The organism is Brevibacillus sp. WF146, assembly GCF_001673705.2.
GTDB lineage: Bacteria > Bacillota > Bacilli > Brevibacillales > Brevibacillaceae > Brevibacillus > Brevibacillus thermoruber.
This window is the reverse complement of sequence record NZ_CP109943.1, coordinates 4373384-4394682: the sequence shown is the minus strand read 5'-3', so window position 1 is coordinate 4394682 and position 21299 is coordinate 4373384. Positions and strand designations below refer to the sequence as shown.

The window sequence follows — 21299 nt, the reverse complement described above, 5'->3', positions numbered from 1 at the left end:
GGGGACGACTCGTGACGAATACGGAGAAACGCTGCCGGGTAAAGATGATCGCGATCGACATGGACGGGACTCTGCTGAACCGGCATGGCCAAGTCAGTGCGGAAAACGCCCGGGCGGTTACGGAAGCCCAGGCGAGCGGCATAACGGTGGTCGTAGCGACCGGCCGATCGTACAAAGAAGCCCTGCCGCCGCTTATGGCCGCCGGCATCACCTGTCCGCTCATCTGCGTGAACGGGGCGGAGGTACGCGCGGAAACCGGGGAGATCGTCCGGAGTGTGCCCATCCCCCCGCAGACGTATGAGGAAGCGGAGGCCATCCTGCGGCAGGAAGACCTGTATTACGAACTGTACACGAATCGGGGGACGTTTACGAACGACCGCGAAAAGGCGTTTGGCGTCCTGCGGGATTTTATCCAAAGCGCGTTTCCCGGCACGGATGAACAGTCGATCCGGGAAACGGATGAGCGCCGTTTTTCCACGGGAGAAATCTCCTCTGTCGACACGTACGCGGCAGTGCTCGGCCGCTCCGGCGAACATCTCTATAAATTGCTGGTCTTCTCCAGGGACGGGCAAAAGTTGGCCCGCGCGTCCCGCAGGCTGGCGGCCGTAAACGAGCTGTCCGTCAGTTCGTCGGCGAATCACAATCTGGAAGTCACGCACAGGCTTGCGCAGAAAGGAATCGCGCTGCGGGAACTGGCGGACGGCCTCGGCGTCGCCCTGGAGGAGACGATGGCCATCGGCGACAGCTTCAACGACTTGTCGATGCTGCGCATCGTCGGCCTCGGCGTCGCGATGGGAAATGCCGAAGACGAGATCAAGCGGGCCTGCGCCGTTGTGACCGGCAGCAACGATCAGCACGGGGTCGCTCGTGCGATTCGGGAATGGGCGCTTTCGCAGAACTGTTCCAAACTACAATGACATACCAGTACAGTGGAAAGCTGGCGCCGAGAATAGATGGTGTTGTTGGCTATACCCCAGATTCAGCCTAAAACAACGAAAGTCTTTTTACAAATTAGCAGCAGCGTGTCAGGGGCGGTGAGGAATAGTGGAGCGCGGAGCGTGAGCATATGCCGCAACCGGCGAAGCGCACCCTTGACCTCGCGGATCCCGCCCCGTACCCTCTGGTTCCCCTGGCAACCTAGTTGCCGGGGGTGCCTCCCGGCGAGGGAATTGCGGTCCAGCGTGCTGCGCTTGGCGCCCGCTCTTGGGGGCGAAGGCGAAAGGTGGGATTTGTAGGGATACTATTTGGGGGTTCCGCCAGCAAAACGCGGATTTACAACGCTAAAGGATGTCCAATGTCAAAAAGCCGATTTTCTCATTTTGACATCTGTCCATTCCTTAATGCGCCTTATGACACGGCTATTCCAAATGCTTAACGTGGATTTTTTGCGTTTCGCTGGTGCTACCCCAAATAAAGGTTAATTAAGTTTAGACAAACTTGTTGACAGACCCGCGCGATGCCGTTTTCGATCAGATGTTGCTCGAACATCTTGGTTTGCTCCATGTTTTCCCTCCCTTCCGAACACAATGCAAAAATGCCCTCCATCCATTCAGGGACGAGGGCTGCGTGTTTTAACCGCGTAGGTAATCAAGAGTCTAAAGCGTTATTCACCCTATCAATAAATTCTTGTCCTCTTTTGAATTCGAGATCTCTCATGCTTAGCTCATATATGTATTTCTGAACTTCAACCCATCGTTTTTGGTCACCATTGTTGATTAACTCTTGTAATTTACTTAGCGACCGTTTTAATTGAATCGTATATTCTGGTTTTTCATCGTCACGAAATGCAATCGTTCTTTCTTCAAGCTCGCTCCAAGAGTAACCCGTATTAAAATACCCTGTAACGAAATACTTGAGCATCTCAAATTCTTTTAATTTGGTATCTTCCGGTTTCAGAGCATTCGTCCATTTTTTCAACACATTAATCCCTCCATCTCAGTGCAGGATATGATGTTAATATGCGAAAACCTTCAGGAGCATTACGATCTCTCATTAGTATGGTAATAGCCATATTGACATTTTTTTCTACCGACGTTTTTCCCTTGTATACTCCTTTTCCTAAACTATAATCTCATCAGAGTGTTGCCGAAGTGATTTTTGAATCGTATTAATAGCCGTACTTTTATTTGTGTATGACGTTATATCTGTATTTTCCTTGATCGCTCTTGGAGGAGCGGCTCCTCCTTTTTTCTTTGGAACGATTGCTGAGAATTTTGATAGAAAATCATATGATTTTTCATTAATTTTTGGGTTGGAATCGCTTACATTGGAATGGTGAGCACCACCATACAGAACGAAAAGGGGGATTTCAGGGTGAACAAGCTTGTTTCCACAGCGACAGCGGCCGTACTGGCCCTTTCCATTGCCGGATGTTCGGGATCGGGCGGCTCCCAGCCGACAGCGGGCGAGGGAGGAGGCGGAGGTGCTTCCACCACTCCCAAAATCGGTGTCGCCATCTACAAATTTGACGACACGTTCATGACGGGCGTGCGCAACGCCATCTCCCAAAGCGCGGAGGGGAAGGCCGAGGTTGACATCGTCGACAGCCAAAACTCCCAGCCGACGCAAAACGACAAGGTGGATCTGTTCATCACGAAAAAGGTCAACGCGCTGGCCATCAACCCGGTTGACCGCACCGCGGCCGGCGTCATCATCGACAAAGCGAAGCAGGCCAACATCCCGGTGGTCTTTTTCAACCGGGAGCCGATGCCGGAGGACATGCAGAAATGGGATAAGGTGTACTACGTCGGGGCCAAGGCGGAAGAGTCCGGCACCATCTCCGGCCAGTTGATCGCCGACTACTGGAAAGCCCATCCCGAGGCGGACAAGAACAAGGACGGTGTCCTGCAGTACGTCATGCTGAAGGGGGAACCGGGTCACCAGGACGCCGAACTGCGCACCAAGTACTCGGTGAAGGCGATCGAGGACGCCGGGATCAAGGTGGAGAAAGTGGCGGAAGACACGGCGATGTGGGACCGGGTGAAAGGGCAGGAAAAAATGGCGGCGTTCCTCGCTTCCGCGGGGGACAAGATTGAAGCCGTGCTGGCGAACAACGACGACATGGCGCTCGGCGCGATCGAGGCGTTGAAGGCGGCCGGGTACTTCAAGGACAACAAGTACATCCCCGTCGTGGGCGTGGATGCGACGGCACCGGCCTTAAAGGAGCTGGAAAACGGCACGCTGCTGGGCACCGTCCTGAACGACGCCAAAAACCAGGGGAAAGCCACCCTCAATATCGCCGCCGTGCTGGCACAAGGACAAACGCCGACCAAGGAAAACACCGGGTACGAGATCACCGACGGCAAGTACGTCTGGATTCCGTACAAGAAAATCACCAAGGAAAACATGAACGAGGCGAAATAAGGCTCTCTGCCGGCGCCCGAAGGCTTGGCAATCGCCAAGTCTTCTTTACATTCCATGCAGACAAGCGGGGGAGGGGTTTGCCATGACTGATAACGGTTTTGTACTGGAAATGAGGAACATCTCCAAGGAATTCCCCGGTGTCAAGGCGCTCGACGGCGTCACGCTGAAGGTGAGGCCCGGCACCGTTCACGCGCTGATGGGGGAAAACGGTGCGGGAAAATCGACGCTGATGAAGTGCTTGTTCGGCATCTACAAGCCGGACGCGGGCGAGATTCTGCTCGACGGCCAAAAGAAGGTGATCAACCACGCCAAGGACGCGCTGGCGAACGGCATCGCGATGATTCATCAGGAGCTTCACCCCGTTCCGTTTCGCAGCGTGATGGAAAACATCTGGCTCGGTCGGTTTCCGGTCAAACAATTCGGCCCGTTCGCGTTTGTCGATGAAAAAAAGATGTACCGGGACACACAGGCGCTGTTTGCCGATCTGGGCCTGGAACTGGATCCCCGCGAGATTGTGAAAAACCTGTCCGTCTCCAAGGTGCAGTCCCTGGAGATTGCCAAAGCGGTCTCCTACCGCTCCCGCGTGATCGTGATGGATGAGCCGACCTCATCGCTCACGGGCAACGAAGTGGAGCAATTGTTCCGGATCATCGCCGAACTGAAGAGCCGGGGCGTGGCGATCATCTACATCTCCCACAAGATGGAGGAAATCCTGCGCATCTCCGACGAGGTGACGATCATGCGGGACGGCAGGCTCGTCGGCACATGGCCGGCTGCGGAGCTGACCACCGACCTGATCATTTCGCGCATGGTCGGCCGCGACCTCACCCAGCGTTTTCCCAAGCGGGAGAATGTGCCGGGAGAAGTGGTGCTGAAGGTGGAGGGGCTGACATCGCCGCATTCCCATTCCTTCCAGAACGTTTCCTTTGAGCTGCGGCAAGGGGAGATTTTGGGCATCGGCGGGCTGGTCGGCTCCCAGCGGACGGAGCTGGTCGAGGCGCTGTTCGGGCTGCGGGCGGTGGCGTCGGGACGGATGTTCATCCACGGCAAAGAGGTGAAAATCAAATCGCCGATCGATGCCAAAAAACACAAGATGGCGCTGCTGACGGAGGAGCGGCGCGTCACCGGCATTTTTCCGGTGCTGTCCATCCTGGAAAACACGCTGATCGCCAACCTGTCCCGTTATGAGAAGCCCTATCTGCTGCTCGACGAGAAAAAGCGGAAGGAGGAAGCGGGCAGAAGCATCGACCTGCTCCGGGTAAAAACGCCCTCCCTGAAGACGCTGATCAAGAATCTGTCCGGCGGGAACCAGCAGAAGGTGCTGCTGGCCCGCTGGCTGCTGACCGAGCCGGACATTCTGCTGCTCGACGAACCGACGCGGGGGATCGACGTCGGAGCCAAATACGAAATCTACTCCATTATTGCGGATTTGGCCAAAGCAGGAAAAAGCATCATCATGATCTCTTCCGAAATGCCCGAACTCCTGGGCATGTCGGATCGGATCATGGTCATGTGCGAAGGGCGCCTCTCCGGCTTTCTCGACGGGAAAGAGGCGTCGGAGGAACAGGTGATGCGCCTCGCCACAGCGTACGCGGCGGGGTAGAGGAGGAGAAACCATGAGAAACCTGAATGCGACATCCATACGTGAATTTTGCGCGCAAAACGCCATCTACATCGTGCTGGTGGCGCTAATCGTGGGGATTGCCATCTACGACAGCCAATTTTTATCGGTGACCACCATTCGCGACATTTTGCTGCAGTCCTCCACCCGGGCGATCATCGCCCTTGGCGCGGCGTTCGTGCTGATCACGGGGGGCGTCGATCTCTCGGCGGGCCGCGTGGTGGGACTGACGGCGGTGCTGTCGGCCTCCATGCTGCAAATGCAGGATTATCCGCGCCGCTTCTTTCCGGATCTGCCTGATCTGCCGCTGCTGGTGCCTGTGCTCCTGGCCATTTTGGCGGGTCTTATCGTGGGGCTAATCAACGGGGTGATCGTCGCCAAGTTCAGCGTCCCGCCGTTTATCGCCACCTTGGGCACCATGGTCATCGTCTATGGGGCAAACTCCATCTACTTTGACATGGAGCCGAACGAATCGCAGCCGATTGGCGGCCTGCGGCAGGATTTCAGCCATCTGGGCACCGGGTACATCGGTCCCGGCGGCCCCTACTCGATTCCCTACATCGTCATTATCGCGATCGTCGTGTCCGTCGTGGTGTGGGTGATTTTCAACAAGACCCGGCTGGGCAAAAACATGTACGCGATCGGTGGCAACATGCAGGCGGCCGCCGTATCGGGGATCAACGTGGGGCTGAACCTGATCGTCATCTACGCCATCGCCGGGGCGCTGTACGGTCTGGCGGGGGTGCTGGAAGCGGCGAGAACAGGCGGGGCCACCAACAACTACGGCAACATGTACGAGCTGGACGCGATTGCCGCCTGCGTCGTCGGGGGCGTCTCCACGTCGGGCGGCATCGGGACCGTGCCGGGCATTCTGGCCGGGGTGCTCATCTTCGGGGTGATCAACTACGGCCTCACCTTCATCGGCGTCAATCCGTACTGGCAGTTGATCATCAAGGGATTGATCATCGTGGCCGCCGTCGCCGTTGACATCCGCAAGTACCTGGCGAAACGGTGACCGGTCGTGCGGAATCGGAAGGGGGAACAGGGCGGAGCCGCGCACAATGGATAAGCCTTCGACGTATATCTAGAAGGCAACGGGAAAAGAGGTGACTCCATTGAGCGGCTGGTTTTCGCTCCTTCTCGTCTCCCTGGCGATCAGCATGGACAGCGTCAGCGTCGGGTTGACGTACGGGCTCAGGAACATGCGGATGCCGTTTCTCTCGCTTGCCGTCGTGGCAGGCTGCTCGTTTTCCGTGGTCTACGCGGTGATGGCGGTCGGTTCCACCCTCACGTTCTGGCTGTCTCCGGAGTGGGGCAAACGGGTGGGGGCGGCCGTGTTGGTGGGGCTGGGGCTGTTCACGCTGTGGCGGCTGTTTTCTCCCCGTGCCGACAGCGGCGGTCGGGACGAAGACGGCCATCGCCCGGAGGAAGCCGGAGAGGCGCTGGTTTCCCAGTTTCGCGCGTTTGGGCTGATCGTCCAGATCCTGCGGGATCCGTCCCGGGCGGACGCAGACCGCTCCGGCCACATCATGGGCTGGGAGGCGGTCATGCTGGGACTGGCGCTGTCGCTGGACGCCTTTGGCGCCGGCATCAGCCTGACGTTTTTCGGCTATCCGCCGCTGTCGGTCGCCCTGTGCATCGCCGTCATGAGCGCCGCGCTGCTCGCCTTGGGCATCGCCCTGGGCCGCCGCGCTGGTCAATCCCGCTGGCTGTCCCGCCTGACCTGGCTGCCGCCGATCCTTTTGATTTGTATCGGACTGGCCAAGAGCATCACGTAGTCCGGGGAGATACGCCCCGTCCTTCGCAAGCGGAGGACGGGGATTTTTTTTCGGCGAAAACGGGGGCGGACTTTGGTGACCGGCCGAGGCGGGGCGCCTGCCGTCAGAACATCCGCCTGCGGGGCGCGATCAGGCCGGCGATGGACGAGTGGGTTATTTTGAGGCTCGTCAGCATACATATGAGATGAAAGCGAAGGGGATGGAGGAGATTCAGGTGGACACACAGCCGAATCAAAAGTGGTACATGCTGGCGTCAGCGGACGTGGCAGATGTGCTCGACAGCGACGCGGACCGCGGGCTGTCGCAGGAGGAGGCGGAGCGGCGGCTGTCCCGCTTTGGCCCCAACCAGTTGGCGGAAACCAAGCGAAAGCCGCTGTTCACCGTCCTGATCGACCAGTTCAAAGACTTCATGGTGCTGATCCTGTTCGTCGCCACGCTGATTTCGTACGCGCTGGGCGAGTACCTCGACGCCATCACGATCATCGCCATCATCTTCATCAACGGGGTGCTGGGCTTCATCCAGGAAGCCAAGGCGGAGCGCTCGCTGCAGGCGCTCAAAGAGCTGGCCTCCCCGATGGCGCGGGTGGTGCGCGACGGCCAGGTGCACATGATTCCCGCGTCCCGGCTGGTTCCGGGCGACCTGGTGATGCTGGAGGCGGGGGATCGCGTGCCGGCAGACATGCGCCTGTTTGCCGCCAGCCGACTGGAGATCGAAGAGTCCGCGCTGACCGGGGAATCGGTGCCGGCCGGCAAGACGGCGAAAACGCTGTCCCCGGCGGGCGGGGAGAACATTCCGCTGGGCGACCAGAAAAACCTGGCGTTCATGGGCACGATGGTGACGGGAGGGACCGGACGGGGACTGGTCGTCTCCACCGGGATGGGAACGGAAATCGGCAAGATCGCCCATCTGATGAACGCGGCGGAGGAGATGGCGACCCCGCTGCAGCACCGCCTGGAACAAATGGGAAAAATCCTCGTGGTCGTCGCCGTCCTGTTGACGCTGGTCGTCATCGGCGCAGGCGTATGGCACGGGCACGAACTGTTTACCATGTTTCTCGCCGGGGTCAGCCTGGCGGTCGCGGCGATTCCCGAAGGACTGCCGGCCATCGTCACGATCGCGCTGGCGTTGGGCGTACAGCGGATGATCAGGCGCAATGCCATCGTCCGCAAGCTGCCGTCGGTGGAAACGCTGGGCTGCGCCTCCGTCATCTGCTCCGACAAAACCGGGACGCTGACGCAGAATAAAATGACCGTCACCCGGGTGTGGCACAGCAATACGGCCTACGAGGTGACAGGCAGCGGCTACGAACCGGAGGGAGCGTTTCTCCTGGGGGGGCGTCAGGTGTCTCCTGCCCGCGACGGGGGGCTGTCCCTAATCCTGCGCATCGCCGAGCGCTGCAACAACGCCCGGCTGTCCTGCGAGGAAGAGACCGCGCGCAAACTGCTCGGCATCGGCAAAACGGTGCGCCGGTGGCAGGTCGTGGGGGATCCCACGGAGGGAGCGCTCAAGGTGCTGGCCGCCAAAGGGCAGGGAGGCGGCGCGGAGCGCGTGAAAGGCGGACAGCAGGAGACGCGTGTGGAGGAACTGCCGTTTGACTCCGAGCGCAAAATGATGTCGGTGGTGGAAAAAGGCGCGGACGGCGGATACTCGCTTTTGACCAAGGGAGCGGCGGAAGCGGTGCTGGCCCGCTGCAGCCACATCCTCTGGAACGGAGAGGTGCAGCCGCTGAGCGCGTCGCTCCGCCATCAGGTGCTGAACCAGACGGAAGAGATGGCGTCGCAGGCGCTGCGCGTGCTGGCCTTCGCCTACAAAACACTGCAGGGGTACCGGCCCGGCCATCCGTCGGGGGCGTTGGAGAGCGGGCTCGTCTTTGTCGGGCTGGCGGGCATGATCGACCCGCCGCGCGAAGAGGTGAAGCCGGCCATCGACCTGTGCCATCAGGCTGGAATCAAGACGGTGATGATCACCGGCGACCACAAGGTGACGGCGGAAGCGATCGCCCGGCAGATCGGTCTCATGCGCGGGTACGGCCAGGTGATGGAAGGGCGCGAACTGGACGGCATGAGCGACGAGGAACTGGCCGAGATCGTGGAACGGGTCGCCGTGTACGCGCGCGTCTCGCCGGAGCACAAGCTGCGGATCGTCCGCGCCCTGCAGAGCAAAGGCCACGTCGTCGCGATGACCGGGGACGGGGTAAACGACGCGCCGGCCGTCAAAACGGCCGACATCGGCATCGCCATGGGCCTCACCGGCACGGATGTGACCAAGGAAGCGGCCGATCTGGTGCTACGAGACGACAATTTTGCCACCATCGTCGCCGCCGTGGAGGAAGGGCGCAACATCTACGACAACATCCGTAAATTTATCCGCTATCTGCTGGCCTCCAACGTCGGGGAGATCCTCGTCATGTTCTTTGCCATGCTGCTCGGACTGCCCCTGCCGCTGGTGCCGATTCAGATATTGTGGGTCAACCTCGTCACGGACGGTCTGCCGGCCATGGCGCTGGGCGTCGATCCGCCGGAAGCGGACACGATGTACCAGCGGCCGCGCCACAAGCAGGAGAACATTTTCGGCCGGGGACTCGGGTGGAAGATCATCAGCCGCGGTTTCCTGATCGGGGGGATGACGCTGCTGTCCTTCTGGCTGACGCTCCGGGAAAACGCCAACGATCTGGCGCACGCGCAGACGGTCGCGTTCGTCACCCTGGTGATGGCCCAACTGATTCACGTGTTTGACTGCCGCAGCCAATACAGCGTGTTTCACCGCAACATCTTTGAAAACAAGTACCTCGTCTGGGCGGTCCTTTCATCCGTGCTGCTGGTGTTGGGCGTGGTCTACATCGATGCGCTCCAGCCGGTCTTTAAAACCACGGACCTGTCCTTCCGCGATTGGGCGCTGATCCTCGTGGCCGCAGGGGTGCCGACGTTTGTCGCGGGCATTGGCGGGGCGCTGCGGAGCGGACGGCCGCGGGGCACGGCAGAGCGGTCGTCGATGAGGGCGGTCCGTTCCTGAGGAGCATGTCGGATAGCGGGAGAGAACGACGTGTGGGGCTACAGGAGAGGCGGTTGGCGCCGGCGGGGCCGGCGTCTGCTCGCGCTGCTTTTGGCCGTGATGGCCGGACTGCTGGCGCTGTTTGTGATCGTCGAGCGGCGGATTGAGCCGACCCTGATGCTGATTGCCGCGCAAAAAACGGATCAGATGGCGAAGCTGGCCATCAGCGATGCGGTCACCAAGCGGCTGACACAGCAAGGGGTCGATTTCAACGACATTGTCGTTCTGGAAAAGGACAGTGACGGAAACATCCTGGCCGTCAATTTCAACTTCAAGCAGTATGCGCGGATTGTGGGGGAGACCACCTCCCGGATTCAAACCAGGTTGAAAGAGTTTGAGGAAGAAAACGTCGTGGTGACGGTGCCGCTGGGGCTGGCCACGAAAAACGTTTTTTTGGAGCACTACGGCCCGGAGATCCCCGTTTCGTTCGTGCCGGTCGGATCGGTCAAAACCCGGCTGGAGACCGGGCTGAAACAGGCGGGGATCAACATGGTGCTGGTCACCGTCTACATTTGGGTGGAGGTGGACCTTAGGATCGTCATCCCGTTTGCCACGGAGCAGCGGACCGTGACCACGCAAATCCCGATTACGGAAGCGCTGATTGTCGGCAAGGTGCCGGATTACCTCTACAACAATCCCGCCGGCAAACCGGACGTTCCGCTGCCGCAAAACGCCCCCAACGTCACCCAGCCGTGAAACGTTTGGCGGATGCCGTCGTCCCATAAACAGGAAAGACAACACCACATCATCAGAAGGATGGGAGACATGAACAAGATCCAAACCCTGACCATGACGTTTTTGGCCGCGGCTGTCCTGACGGCGAACGGAGCGGGCGCAGCGGCGGCACCGGAACCGGTCCGCGCGCTGTCCGTCCAGGTAAACGGCAAGGCGATTCAGCAGCAGGCGATGTTTGATCACCAGCAGCAAACCGTGCTCGTCCCGCTTCGCCCGGTGGCGGAATCGCTGGGCTTTGCGGTGACGTGGAACGAATCGCGAAACGTGGCGGAAATCCAAAAAGGGACGATCTGGAGCTATGCCAAGGCAGGCGAAGACGGCTATCCCGATGCCAATGTGATGAAGAAACTGGGGGCGAAACCGCGCCTGTTGAACGGAAGTACCTATGTGCCACTCGCCTTTGTGCGGGACATCATGAAAACGCCGGTCGCCGTCTCGGGCGATGACGTAACCGTAGGCGGTGCAGCGGCGGACGATCATCTGAAAAAAGCGGGGACGATCACCGGGGTGCGCAGCGACAACGGGAACGTGGCCATCCACGTGAACGGGATTTGGCGTGGCGTGGTGCTGTACGTCTCGGCTGACACCGAGATTGTGACGGAGGACGGCAGGGCGCTGAAACCGGAGGACTTGAAGCTGGGCATGGAGGTGGAGGCCACCCATGCCGAGGTGATGACGATGAGCCTCCCGCCGCAGACGGCGGCGAAGCGCATCGTAGTCAAAAACAGCCTGCCGGATCGCGTGCTGGGTACGGCGGGCGAACTGCAAAGCGTCACGGCCGATTCCGACGGCACGCTGCGCGTCGAGCTGAAGGGAGAGCGGCTTTCGGAACACGCGTTTGACACCGTCGTGCTGAGGGTCACCGACCAGACCGAAATCGTCAGCACCGACGGCAACACGCTGCTCTCGCCCAAAGACCTGAAACAAGGGGCGCGGGTATACGCGTTCTACAGCCCCATGCTGACAAAAAGCCTCCCGCCGATCGGCGCGGCGGAAAAAATCGTGGTGGAACCGAGCGAATAGGAAGGTTGTCCCGAGGAACATCTCCGCCGAAGCGGAGCGTACAGCAGAGACGGTGCGGCGAAGGCCGCCCCGTCTCGTTTTGTTTGCCGGGCAGGGCCGAAAAAAACTCCACCGAAAAGACCAGGGAAAACATTACCTTTCACATATTCACGCCATTTTGGAAATGATGTAAAAATAAGGGGGATGTTCGGTGATGGAGAGTGAATCGAATGGGACTGGTACGGCAAGGCAGACAGGTGGGCCGGGCGTGGAAATGGACGAGTCTGCTGGCGCTTGCCCTGGTTGGCGCGGGTCCGCTGGCGTGGAGCGGTCAGGCGTCGGCCGGCGAAGCGAACGAAGGACCGGTGGTGAAGTGGGAAAAAACCCATCCGTACACGTACGGCGACTTTTACGGAAACGTGCAGCGCGGCCCGGATGGCGGGATATTCTTCTCGCGCCAAGCGGCTGACGACCGTGCGCACGAAATCGTCCGGGTGGAGCATTCGGGAACGCTGAAGGTGGCACAGACGGTGACCGACAAGGAATTGGGCCGTCTGTCCCACTTTATTCATACGAAAGACGGCGGCTTTCTCTTGGCCGGACCAACCAGGTCGAATGGACCGGAGGGGAACCTCCGCCTGCTCAAGCTGAACGACGACGGCGAAATCGTGTGGGCGAAAACCTTCCGCAAGAACGTCGGCCTGGACACCCGCCTCCTGCAGACGGACGACGGCGGCTATGTGCTGGCTGCGGTGCTCAATCGGCCGGACCGCAGCACCGAGCTGTATCTCGCCAAGCTGGAACCGGACGGGAATCCGGAATGGGAGACGACGTTTGAAGGAGCGGAGTACGATGCGGTCACTGCGGTGCGCCAGACCGTTGACGGCGGCATCGTGCTGCTCGGGGCGGTCGGTCAGGAAGACGCCTCGTACCGCCTCAACCGGGATCTCTTCCTCGCGAAAGTGGACAAGTCCGGAGAGACCGTCTGGGAACGCAGGCATGAGACCGGCCGGGACACCGTTCCCCGCGCCTTTGCGGAAACGCCGGACGGCGGTCTGGTCATCGCCGGGACGGACCGGACGATCAGCGACTACCGGGCCGGCTCCGGTCTGGGGTATCTGCTCAAGGTGGACAAAGACGGCAAAAACGTGTGGGAGAAGAGGTTTGCGGAGGGGACCGAGACCAGCGCACTCAACGATATCCAGGTGACGGACGACGGTGACCTGCTCGTCAGCGGCTGCGTGAAGTACGAAGAGCTCAACATGAACGACGCCAGCTCGGACGGATACGCCGCCAAGCTGGGCGAAGACGGCGAAACGGTATGGGAAAAGGTGTTTCCCAACAGCACCGAGCAGCGGGAACAGCATCTGCTGCTGCCGATCTCCGACGAGGCGTTCCTCACGATTGGAACGGGGAAAAAGTACGAGGGCGGCGATTACGTGTTCTACGTCACCCAACTGCAGGCCGAACGAGACCGCCACGGCGGACAGGCCGGCCGCCGGCCATGAACAGGCAGATCGCCCTGCGGGAAAGTGCTCCTTTGAGGGAGAAGAGCAGGGAGGTAGGGGAATTCCCCGATACACTTTCCCCCGTCCGCGTTCTACAATAACGGTAAGGATGTTTGTCTTGAGGAGGAGCGCATGAACGCGTGGATGGAAGAACTGGGCTCGTCGGAGGAAGCCTTCACCCTGCTTTCGTCCGTCTTTGCCAACGTCAGCGACGCGATTCTGGTGGTGGACAAAGAGGGCGTGATCGTGACGGCCAACCCCGCGCTGGAGAAGATGTCCGGCTGGGCAACCGAAGAACTGATCGGGAAGCGGCACATTTGCGAGCTTTGCCTGGGCATGGCCACCTGCCGGGAGGAAGCGACCTGTGCCGATTGCTTTTTCAAGCAGGAACAGATGCCCTCGTTTGAGATGCGGCTGAAAACAAAGGACGGGCGGGACTACCCCGTGGCCGCCAGCTCGGCCCGGCTGCCGGAGAGGGACGGCGGCAAGCTGGTGCTGATCCTGCGGGACATGTCGGACCAGCAGCGGGCTGAAAAGGAGCGGTATCAGCACAAGCTGACAAATTACGTCATCCAGGCCCAGGAGGAGGAGCGCAAGCGCATCTCCCGCGAGCTGCACGACGGTGTGGGACAGGCGCTGTACAGCATCCTCGTCGGTCTCAACGTCGTCGGCCAGAGCACGCTGAGCGAACCGCTGCGGCAGCACGTGACCGACATTCAGCAGATGACGGCCAAGGCGATGGAGGAAGTAAAGCGCATGGCGCTGGAGCTTCGCCCCTCCGCCCTGGACGATTTGGGACTGCTGCCCGCCCTCCGCTCGCTGATCAAGCGGTTTGAAAAGAGCTTCGGCCTCTTGATCGACCTGCACGTGCAGGGGGAGCGCCGCCGCTATCCCGCCGCGGTGGAGACCGCCCTCTACCGGATTGTGCAGGAGGCGATGACCAATGCGGCCAAATACGCCCAGGCGGCCAAGCTGGGGATCGTATTTGAGGACCGGGACAAAGAGCTGGTGGTGACGGTTGTGGATGACGGGATCGGATTTGACGTGGAACGGGCGCAGACCAAGGGCACCGGGCTGGGACTGTTCGGCATGAAGGAGCGGGCCCAACTGCTGGGAGGAACGGTCGACATCCGCTCGGCCCCCGGCGAGGGGACGACGGTGATCGTGCGCATACCGCTCGCAAAGGAGGAAACGGAAGATGGCCATTCGCGTCCTGATCGCTGACGACCACGCCATTGTCCGCTCCGGTTTGGGCATGCTGCTCAACGCCCACGCGGACATCGAAGTGGTCGGCTACGCCGCCGACGGAAAAGAAGCGGTTGAAAAAGCGCTGGAGATACGGCCCGACGTCGTCCTGATGGACCTGAGCATGCCGCCGGGGGAAAACGGCCTGTCGGCCACCGCCCGGTTGAAAGAAGCGGCTCCCGACATCCAGGTGCTGGTCTTGACCATGCACGACGACGAGGAGTACCTGTTTCGCGTGCTGCAGGCGGGGGCGTCCGGCTACATTTTGAAAAGCGCGCCCGACCTGGACCTGATCGCCGCCATCCGGACCGTGCACCAGGGCATGGCCTACCTCTACCCGTCCGCGACCAAGTCCTTGATCGAGGAATTTTTGCAGATGGTGAAAAACGGCGAGGAGCAGAACAAATACGAGATACTGACGGATCGGGAAAAGGAAGTGCTCATCCTGATCGCCAAGGGATTCAGCAACAAGGAGATCGCGGAACAGCTCACCGTTTCGGTCAAGACGGTCGAGTCGCACAAGGCGCACATCATGGAAAAGCTCCATCTCCGCACCCGGCCGGATCTGGTCCGCTACGCGATCAAAAAAGGATGGCTCGATTTTGAATAGGAGGACGGCACAGACGGCGATAACCAGCCGTCTTTCTTTTTGGCCAAAATGTGACAAAAATCGGGGAAAATCGGGAGGTTCCTGGATCATTTTAGGGGTTTTCCCTGACTTACTTCCCCCATACCGGGGGATAGAATGAAAGCGTAAAAAGCAGCCGGTACGGCATGGGAAAGGAGGAGCGAGCCGTGGAGACGCGTACGGAATCGCAGCACCAGGCCAAGCAGACGCAGCCGGAGCAGGAAAACCTGAAGGGCACGTTTGCCGCCGTGCTGTTGGTGGGGGCGTTCATTCTCCTCAGTTGGTTTGGCGTATTTGGCCTGTTTTTGAATCGGGCGTAGCAAGGCGAAAGGCAGGAGGGAGAGGATACGATGCATCTGCACCGTTACGAGAAAATCTGGCTCATGCTGGGAGCGGGAGGGTTGGCGCTGTTTATCGCGCTCTTGTGCGTCAACGCGTTCGCCATGGGGATGGCTCCGCCGAGCAGCATGGACATGATCGATCCGGCCCAGGTGACCAAAACGCCTCCGTTTGACAAACCGGGGCTGAAAAAGGTGGGAGAGAATGAATACGACGCGTACATGACGGCGTTTGCCTTCGGGTTTGCGCCGGGCAACATGGAGGTGCCGCTGGGCGCCACGGTCAACTTCCACGTCACCAGCCCGGACGTGGTGCACGGTTTCCAGATTCCCGGGACCAACGTCAACTTCATGGTGATGCCGGGACACATCAACTCCGCGTCGTACACCTTTGACAAACCGGGCGAATACCTGATTCTGTGCAACGAATACTGCGGCGCCGGCCATCAGGTCATGGCGACCACAATCACGGTGAAGTAAAGGCAGGTGACGGAACATGAAAATCGCTTCATTCAGTCAGACGCCGGTAGACCGCTCGACGGCCCGCCTCAGTCTGGCGTACATCTGGGTGGCGTATGCCGCGTTTGGACTGGCGGCGCTGGCCGGAATGCTGCAGGGGATGGTGCGCGGCGGCCTCATCGAGCTGCCGAGCTGGACCAACTACTATCAGATTCTGACCGCGCACGGCGTGTTGATGGCACTCATCTTTACCACGTACTTCATCATCGGCTTTCTGCTTTCGGGGGTAGCGCGTACCACCGGCGGGGCCCTGCACGCCGCCGCCTTGAGATGGGGCTGGGCCGGCTGGGTGCTGATGACGGTCGGAACGGTCATGGCGCTCGTGACGATCATCACCAACGACGCGTCCGTTCTCTACACCTTTTACGCGCCGCTGAAGGCATCGCCGTACTTTTACATCGGGACGGCCCTGCTGGTGGTCGGGAGCTGGCTGGGCGGATTCGCGATCTTCAGCAGCTATCGCAGATGGAAACGGGAAAATGGCGGAAAAATGTCGCCCCTGTTCGTGTTCATGTCGGTCACGACCTTCGTGCTGTGGATCATCGCGACGCTGCCCGTGGCGGTGGAGGTGCTGTTCCAACTGATTCCCTGGTCGTTCGGCTGGACCTCAACAATCAACATCATGCTCAGCCGGACCCTGTTCTGGTTCTTCGGCCATCCGCTGGTCTACTTCTGGCTGATGCCGGCTTACATTGCCTGGTACGTCTGCGTGCCGCGGGTCATCGGCGGCCACGTGTTCAGCGACTCGCTGGCCCGGCTCGCGTTCATCTGCCTGCTGCTGTTCTCCATCCCCGTCGGCTTCCACCACCAACTGATGGAGCCGGGCATTTCGCCGGGCTGGAAGATGATCCACGTCATCCTGACGCTGATCGTCGTGATTCCGTCGCTGATGACCGCGTTCTCCATGTTTGCCACGTTTGAAACGACCGGACGGAAAAAAGGGGGAACAGGGCTGTTTGGCTGGCTGAAGAAAATGCCGTGGTCGGACGTTCGCTTCTTCGCGCCGTTTGTGGGCATGCTGTTCTTCATTCCGGCCGGCGCCGGAGGGATTATCAACGCCAGCAACCAGATGAACGCCGTCGTCCACAACACCGTCTGGGTAACCGGCCACTTCCACATCACCGTGGGTACGGCGGTCGCGCTCACCTTCTTCGGCGTCAGCTACTGGCTGATTCCGGCGCTGACGGGACGCACGCTTACCCGTACGGCCAACCGCATGGGAATGGTGCAGACGGTCTTCTGGGCAGTCGGCATGTTCCTGATGTCGTTTGCGATGCACTACCTGGGCCTGCAGGGGACGCCCCGGCGCACCGCCTACACCACCTACATGGATCACCCGGTCGCGCTCGGCTGGATGGATTTTCAGCGCGTCATGGCCTTTGGCGGGGGCCTGCTGTTTACAGCGGCGGTTCTGCTGCTGCTGATTCTCGGTTATCTGGCGTTCTTTGCGCCCAAAGGAAAAACGGAGTATCCGATTTCGGAAACGGAGACGGAACAACAGACACCGCGCATTCTGGAGCGCTGGCCGGTCTGGGTGGGCGTGCTGGCCTTCCTGATCGTGATGGCGTACGGCTACCCGATCATGGAGCAGCTTCACCACCATCCGCCCGGCTCGCCGCCGATTCGCACCTGGTAGCAACGAAGGATTGGCACACGAAACAGGGACGGTTCCACGCAGCATGATCTGCTCGGAACCGTCCCCTTTTTTGCCCGACGAGCCTTTCGCGGGCGGCGGTGCGGCTTAGGGAACGTAAATCATCTTCCGCGTCATGCCGCCGTCGATCACCAGCTCCGCGCCGGTGACGAAATCGCTGCCGTCACCGGTCAAAAACAGGCAGGCGCGGGCGATGTCTTCCGGTTTGCCGACGCGTCCGGCCGGGTGCTGGTGGTGGTCCTCCGGCCGCAGCGCGGCATAATCGCCCGTCTCGATCCAGCCGGGCGAGATGGCGTTGACGCGGATGCCGTCCGGTCCCAAGGAAACCGCCAGGGCGTGCGTCAGGGCGAGAATGCCCCCTTTGGAGGCGGCGTATGCCTCCGAGTGCGGTTCGGACATGTGCGCCCGCGTGGAGGCGATGTTGATGATCGAGCCGCCCCCGGATTGGCGCATCAGCTTGGCCGCTTCCCGGGAGCAGAGGAAGACGCTGCGCAGATTCGTGTTCAGAATGCGGTCCCACTCCTCGACCGAAAGCTCGTACGGCGAGGCCCACTGCGAGATGCCGGCGTTGTTCACGAGAATGTCCAGCCTGTTCCAGCGGGACTGAACCATGCGCATCAGATCCTCGATCTCGGCCGGGACGCTGACGTCGACCGGGTGGAAAACCGCGGTTCCGCCTGCGGCGGCGATGGCTCGAACGGCCGCTTCTCCCGCTTCCCGGTTTTGTTCGGCGACAACGACGTGGGCGCCGTGGGCGGCGTACAGGGAGGCGACGGCAAAGCCGATCCCCCGCCCGGCTCCGGTGACGACGACAATTTTGTTGGCAAACGACATGACCAATTCCTCCTGTCAACGAAAATGGGCCGGCCCGGGGAATGAAATCGGACCGGGTTTCGAACACTGGGAAAGGAGCGAAGCCGGTGTCCCGGCATACTGCACTGTTGCGAAACGTAACCAACTATTATAATGTAAGAGTGTTCGCACATGAGAGAAAAAGGAGGCTTCCCGTATGCAAGCAGACGTAAAACTGACGGCCGAACAGGTCATGGAAGCGCGCCACAGCGTGCGCAAATACGATCCCAACGCAGAGATTCCGCGCGAGGAACTAAACGAAATCCTGCGCTTGGCCGCGACTGCCCCGTCTTCTTGGAACCTGCAGCACTGGCGTTTTATCGTGGTGACGGACAGGGCCAAAAAAGAGCAGCTTCTGCCGATCGCCTACGGGCAGCAGCAGGTGGTAGACGCCTTCGCCACTATTATTGTACTCGGCGATCTGGAGGCCGACAAATCGGCACGTCCGGTCTATGACGATGCGCTGGCCAAGGGGTACGTCACCGAACAAGTGCGGGAAATGATGATCAGCCAGATCGAAGAGACGTATCGCAACAATCCGCAAATTGCGCGCGACGAGGCTATCCGCAACGCTTCGCTCGCAGCCATGCAGTTGATGCTGGCCGCCAAAGCAAAGGGATACGACACTTGCCCGATGCTCGGCTTTGACAGTAACGCGCTTATCCAGGCGCTGAACATCCCGCCGCGCTACATTCCAGTGATGATGATTACGGTGGGCAAGGCCAGTGTGGCGGCACGTCCGACCGCCCGATTTGGCCTGGATCAACTGGTGATCGAAAACAGCTTCTAACGAAACCTGGCGAAAATGAACAAAGCCGGCAGCCCGCTTCAAACGGACGGGCTGTCGGCTTTTTGCCGTACGTCTCCTGTTTTCGTGATGGTCACCCCACGAGTTTGCCGTCATTCCGTTGCCAGCGGCAGTTCGACCGATACCGTGGTTCCGCTGCCGAGCCTGCTGACGGCGCGGAAACGGCCGCCGTGGAGCTGGACGATCTCCCGGCAGATGGCGAGGCCCAAGCCGCTGCCGGCCTGTTTGGACCGCCCCTTGAAAAACTTTTGCGTGATGTGCGGCAGGTCTTCCGGGTCGATGCCTTCGCCTGTGTCCGCTACGGCGACGGCCGCCCATCCCCCGGTCTCCTCCGCCGTTACGGTGATCGCCCCGCCCCTGGGGGTAAACTTGAAGGCGTTGTCCAGCAAATTGACAAAGACCTGCTTCAGCCGGTTGGCGTCACCGGCGACCGGCAGGGGAGCATCCGGCACGACAACCTGAAGCGCCACGCCCTTGTCGTGCGAGCGGGCGGCGAACTGCACCCGGACGTCTTCCAGCACGTCGCGCAGATCCAGACGCTCCCGCGACAGCTTCATCTCGCCGGACTGAAACTTCGAGAAATCCAGCAGTTCTTCCACCAGGCCGATCAGCCGATCCGTTTCCTTGGCGATCACTTCCAGGCCGAGCCTTGTCTCTTCCGGATCGTTCAGCCCGCCGGAAAGGAGCGTCTCTCCCCAGCCCTTGATCGAGGTGAGCGGCGTCCGCAGTTCGTGGGAGACGGAGGAGATGAAGTCGTTTTTCAGTTTTTCGTTCTTGCCGATCTCCTCGGCCATGTAGTTGAACGTCTCCGCCAGCGTGCCCACCTCGTCGTCGTAGCGCTTGGCCGCCCGGACGGAGAAATTGCCCGTCGCCATCTGTGTGGCCGCTCTGGTCAGCTCCAGTATCGGGTCGACCATGCGCTTGGCGATCACCAGGCTCAAGCCAAAGGCAAACAGCACGACGACGGCGCCGACGCCCGCGCCGTACATCGCAATCCGGTAGACGGCTGCGTACAGCGGTTCGGCGGAAATGGTGTAGCGCAGAACGCCGACCGTCTCGCCCAGGTAGGCAAGCCGGTTGGAGACGGCGATGACCCGCTCCGGCGTCTGCGGCGACTTGCCGACGTAGATGCCCGTCGTGTTTTTCAAGGCTTCTTTCACGTCGGGCGTGTCAATCACTTCGGCGGTTTGAAACCCGTAGGAGTTGAGCAGCACTTTTCCCCCGGTGTCCAGTACTTCAACTTTGGCGTATTCCTCGTTCGAGACGTTCTCCAGAATGTAGCGGGCCTTGTCTTTCAGCCGGTACGTGCCCGCGTACTTGTTGATAAAGGTGGTGAACGTGGTGGCCCGCGTGACCAGCGTCTCGGTGGCGGTGCCGAAGTAATAGGTATGCACCGCCCAGTAGAACAACCCTTCCAACACCAGCACGATCAACAGCAGGATCAAGCCGAAGTGGATGATCAGTCTGGCCCTAATCCCTCTCATCGTCCGTTTCCTTTCGCCATAAATAACCGTAGCCCCAAACCGTTTCCACGTATTTGGGGTGGGCGGGGTCTTCTTCTATCTTTTGGCGGATGCGGCGAATGTTCACGTCGACCACCTTCAGGTCGCCGACGAAAAACTGGCCCCAGACCTCGGTCAGAATGTCGTCGCGGCTGATCGCCTTGTTCGCGTTTTCCGCAAGCAGCTTGATAATGGCAAATTCTTTCGGGGTCAGCACGATCTCCTTGCTGCCTTTCAAGAGCTTCCGCTCGTCCAAGAGCAGCGTGAACGGATGGATGTCGATGAGGCGTTTTGCCTCGTCGGGAGCGGGGAGGGAGGAGAGCCGGCGGTGCAGCGCCTTGACGCGCGCCAGCAGCTCCGCCGGACTGAACGGTTTCACCACGTAATCGTCCGCCCCAAACTCCAGGCCCATCACCTTGTCCCGTTCCTGGCTCTTGGCCGTCAGCATGATGATGCCGAGCCGGGGGAACTTCTGGCGCAGGCGTCCGCATACCGCAAAACCGTCAATCCCCGGCAGCATCACGTCGAGGATCGCGATCTCGATGTCCGGCTGGCTTTCGGCGATGTCCAGCGCTTCCTCCCCGCTGGCCGCTTCCACCACCTCGCAGCCTTCCCGCTTCAGGTTAATGCGGACAAAGTCGCGAATCGACTTTTCGTCTTCCAGCAACAACACTTTCATCGTCTCTTCTCCTTG

General features: G+C 60.3%; 19 protein-coding genes. 15 read left to right on the top strand and 4 right to left on the bottom strand.

Annotated features, from left to right (window positions below; all coding sequences use genetic code 11):
- The first annotated feature begins 11 nt into the window (after positions 1–11).
- Positions 12–917: a Cof-type HAD-IIB family hydrolase gene (locus tag A6764_RS21825; protein WP_083989944.1), complete on the top strand. Its 906-nt coding sequence runs from the start codon at positions 12–14 to the stop codon at positions 915–917.
- 670 nt (positions 918–1587) lie between these two features.
- On the opposite strand, the gene A6764_RS21820 is transcribed toward A6764_RS21825, so the two are convergent.
- Positions 1588–1920 (bottom strand): hypothetical protein, encoded by a 333-nt coding sequence (locus A6764_RS21820; RefSeq protein WP_029100904.1) that lies wholly within the window; start codon positions 1918–1920, stop codon positions 1588–1590.
- A 393-nt stretch (positions 1921–2313) separates the two neighbouring features.
- Here A6764_RS21820 and A6764_RS21815 point away from each other — a divergent pair, with 393 nt between their 5' ends.
- The 13 genes from A6764_RS21815 to A6764_RS21755 all read left to right on the top strand — a co-directional run bounded on the left by A6764_RS21815 (position 2314) and on the right by A6764_RS21755 (position 17425).
- On the top strand, positions 2314–3363 hold the full coding sequence (locus A6764_RS21815; protein WP_029100905.1) for a galactose ABC transporter substrate-binding protein: 1050 nt from the start codon (positions 2314–2316) through the stop codon (positions 3361–3363).
- Positions 3364–3445: 82 nt separating this feature from the next.
- The gene (locus A6764_RS21810) at positions 3446–4966 is read left to right on the top strand and encodes a sugar ABC transporter ATP-binding protein (protein ID WP_029100906.1); all 1521 of its coding nucleotides are present in this window, start codon (positions 3446–3448) and stop codon (positions 4964–4966) included.
- 13 nt (positions 4967–4979) lie between these two features.
- A complete protein-coding gene (gene mglC, locus A6764_RS21805) occupies positions 4980–5999 on the top strand; it encodes a galactose/methyl galactoside ABC transporter permease MglC (protein WP_044900037.1) in 1020 nt (339 codons plus the stop codon).
- A gap of 100 nt (positions 6000–6099) precedes the next feature.
- Complete coding sequence (gene ytaF / locus A6764_RS21800; protein ID WP_035299169.1) at positions 6100–6762, top strand: sporulation membrane protein YtaF; 663 nt, start codon at positions 6100–6102, stop codon at positions 6760–6762.
- 214 nt (positions 6763–6976) lie between these two features.
- On the top strand, positions 6977–9775 hold the full coding sequence (locus A6764_RS21795; protein ID WP_044900063.1) for a calcium-translocating P-type ATPase, SERCA-type: 2799 nt from the start codon (positions 6977–6979) through the stop codon (positions 9773–9775).
- A gap of 30 nt (positions 9776–9805) precedes the next feature.
- The gene (gene yunB / locus A6764_RS21790) at positions 9806–10510 is read left to right on the top strand and encodes a sporulation protein YunB (protein WP_065068303.1); all 705 of its coding nucleotides are present in this window, start codon (positions 9806–9808) and stop codon (positions 10508–10510) included.
- 69 nt (positions 10511–10579) lie between these two features.
- A complete protein-coding gene (locus A6764_RS21785) occupies positions 10580–11572 on the top strand; it encodes a copper amine oxidase N-terminal domain-containing protein (RefSeq protein WP_065068302.1) in 993 nt (330 codons plus the stop codon).
- Between the two features lie 209 nt (positions 11573–11781).
- Entirely contained in the window at positions 11782–13059 is a 1278-nt protein-coding gene (locus A6764_RS21780; RefSeq protein ID WP_065068301.1) for an outer membrane protein assembly factor BamB family protein, read from the top strand.
- A gap of 132 nt (positions 13060–13191) precedes the next feature.
- A complete protein-coding gene (locus tag A6764_RS21775) occupies positions 13192–14283 on the top strand; it encodes a PAS domain-containing sensor histidine kinase (RefSeq protein WP_065068300.1) in 1092 nt (363 codons plus the stop codon).
- Positions 14258–14914, top strand: coding sequence for a response regulator (locus A6764_RS21770; protein WP_065068299.1), 657 nt, complete (start codon positions 14258–14260; stop codon positions 14912–14914). Before A6764_RS21775 ends, A6764_RS21770 begins: the two co-directional genes overlap by 26 nt.
- A 185-nt stretch (positions 14915–15099) precedes the next feature.
- Positions 15100–15252 carry a cytochrome c oxidase subunit 2A gene (locus tag A6764_RS21765; protein WP_029100915.1) on the top strand — a complete coding sequence of 51 codons (153 nt, stop codon included), beginning with the start codon at positions 15100–15102 and terminating at the stop codon, positions 15250–15252.
- Between the two features lie 30 nt (positions 15253–15282).
- A complete protein-coding gene (locus A6764_RS21760) occupies positions 15283–15750 on the top strand; it encodes a cytochrome c oxidase subunit II (RefSeq protein ID WP_029100916.1) in 468 nt (155 codons plus the stop codon).
- Between the two features lie 16 nt (positions 15751–15766).
- Positions 15767–17425: a b(o/a)3-type cytochrome-c oxidase subunit 1 gene (locus A6764_RS21755; RefSeq protein WP_065068298.1), complete on the top strand. Its 1659-nt coding sequence runs from the start codon at positions 15767–15769 to the stop codon at positions 17423–17425.
- 105 nt (positions 17426–17530) lie between these two features.
- On the opposite strand, the gene A6764_RS21750 is transcribed toward A6764_RS21755, so the two are convergent.
- On the bottom strand, positions 17531–18277 hold the full coding sequence (locus A6764_RS21750) for an SDR family NAD(P)-dependent oxidoreductase (RefSeq protein WP_029100918.1): 747 nt from the start codon (positions 18275–18277) through the stop codon (positions 17531–17533).
- Positions 18278–18452: 175 nt separating this feature from the next.
- Between A6764_RS21750 and A6764_RS21745 the strand changes: the two genes are divergently transcribed.
- A complete protein-coding gene (locus A6764_RS21745) occupies positions 18453–19085 on the top strand; it encodes a nitroreductase family protein (protein WP_065068297.1) in 633 nt (210 codons plus the stop codon).
- 110 nt (positions 19086–19195) lie between these two features.
- On the opposite strand, the gene A6764_RS21740 is transcribed toward A6764_RS21745, so the two are convergent.
- Complete coding sequence (locus A6764_RS21740) at positions 19196–20587, bottom strand: sensor histidine kinase (RefSeq protein ID WP_065068296.1); 1392 nt, start codon at positions 20585–20587, stop codon at positions 19196–19198.
- On the bottom strand, positions 20574–21284 hold the full coding sequence (locus A6764_RS21735) for a response regulator transcription factor (protein WP_065068295.1): 711 nt from the start codon (positions 21282–21284) through the stop codon (positions 20574–20576). Before A6764_RS21735 ends, A6764_RS21740 begins: the two co-directional genes overlap by 14 nt.
- Between the last annotated feature and the right edge of the window lie 15 nt (positions 21285–21299).

Coding starts and splice junctions, on each gene's coding strand:
- mglC (WP_044900037.1), top strand. CDS start 4,980: ATGAGAAACCTGAATGCGACATCCATACGTGAATTTTGCGCGCAAAAC.
- A6764_RS21810 (WP_029100906.1), top strand. CDS start 3,446: ATGACTGATAACGGTTTTGTACTGGAAATGAGGAACATCTCCAAGGAA.
- A6764_RS21755 (WP_065068298.1), top strand. CDS start 15,767: ATGAAAATCGCTTCATTCAGTCAGACGCCGGTAGACCGCTCGACGGCC.
- A6764_RS21745 (WP_065068297.1), top strand. CDS start 18,453: ATGCAAGCAGACGTAAAACTGACGGCCGAACAGGTCATGGAAGCGCGC.
- A6764_RS21775 (WP_065068300.1), top strand. CDS start 13,192: ATGAACGCGTGGATGGAAGAACTGGGCTCGTCGGAGGAAGCCTTCACC.
- A6764_RS21740 (WP_065068296.1), bottom strand. CDS start 20,587: ATGAGAGGGATTAGGGCCAGACTGATCATCCACTTCGGCTTGATCCTG.
- A6764_RS21780 (WP_065068301.1), top strand. CDS start 11,782: ATGGGACTGGTACGGCAAGGCAGACAGGTGGGCCGGGCGTGGAAATGG.
- A6764_RS21785 (WP_065068302.1), top strand. CDS start 10,580: ATGAACAAGATCCAAACCCTGACCATGACGTTTTTGGCCGCGGCTGTC.
- A6764_RS21770 (WP_065068299.1), top strand. CDS start 14,258: ATGGCCATTCGCGTCCTGATCGCTGACGACCACGCCATTGTCCGCTCC.
- A6764_RS21735 (WP_065068295.1), bottom strand. CDS start 21,284: ATGAAAGTGTTGTTGCTGGAAGACGAAAAGTCGATTCGCGACTTTGTC.
- A6764_RS21750 (WP_029100918.1), bottom strand. CDS start 18,277: ATGTCGTTTGCCAACAAAATTGTCGTCGTCACCGGAGCCGGGCGGGGG.
- A6764_RS21760 (WP_029100916.1), top strand. CDS start 15,283: ATGCATCTGCACCGTTACGAGAAAATCTGGCTCATGCTGGGAGCGGGA.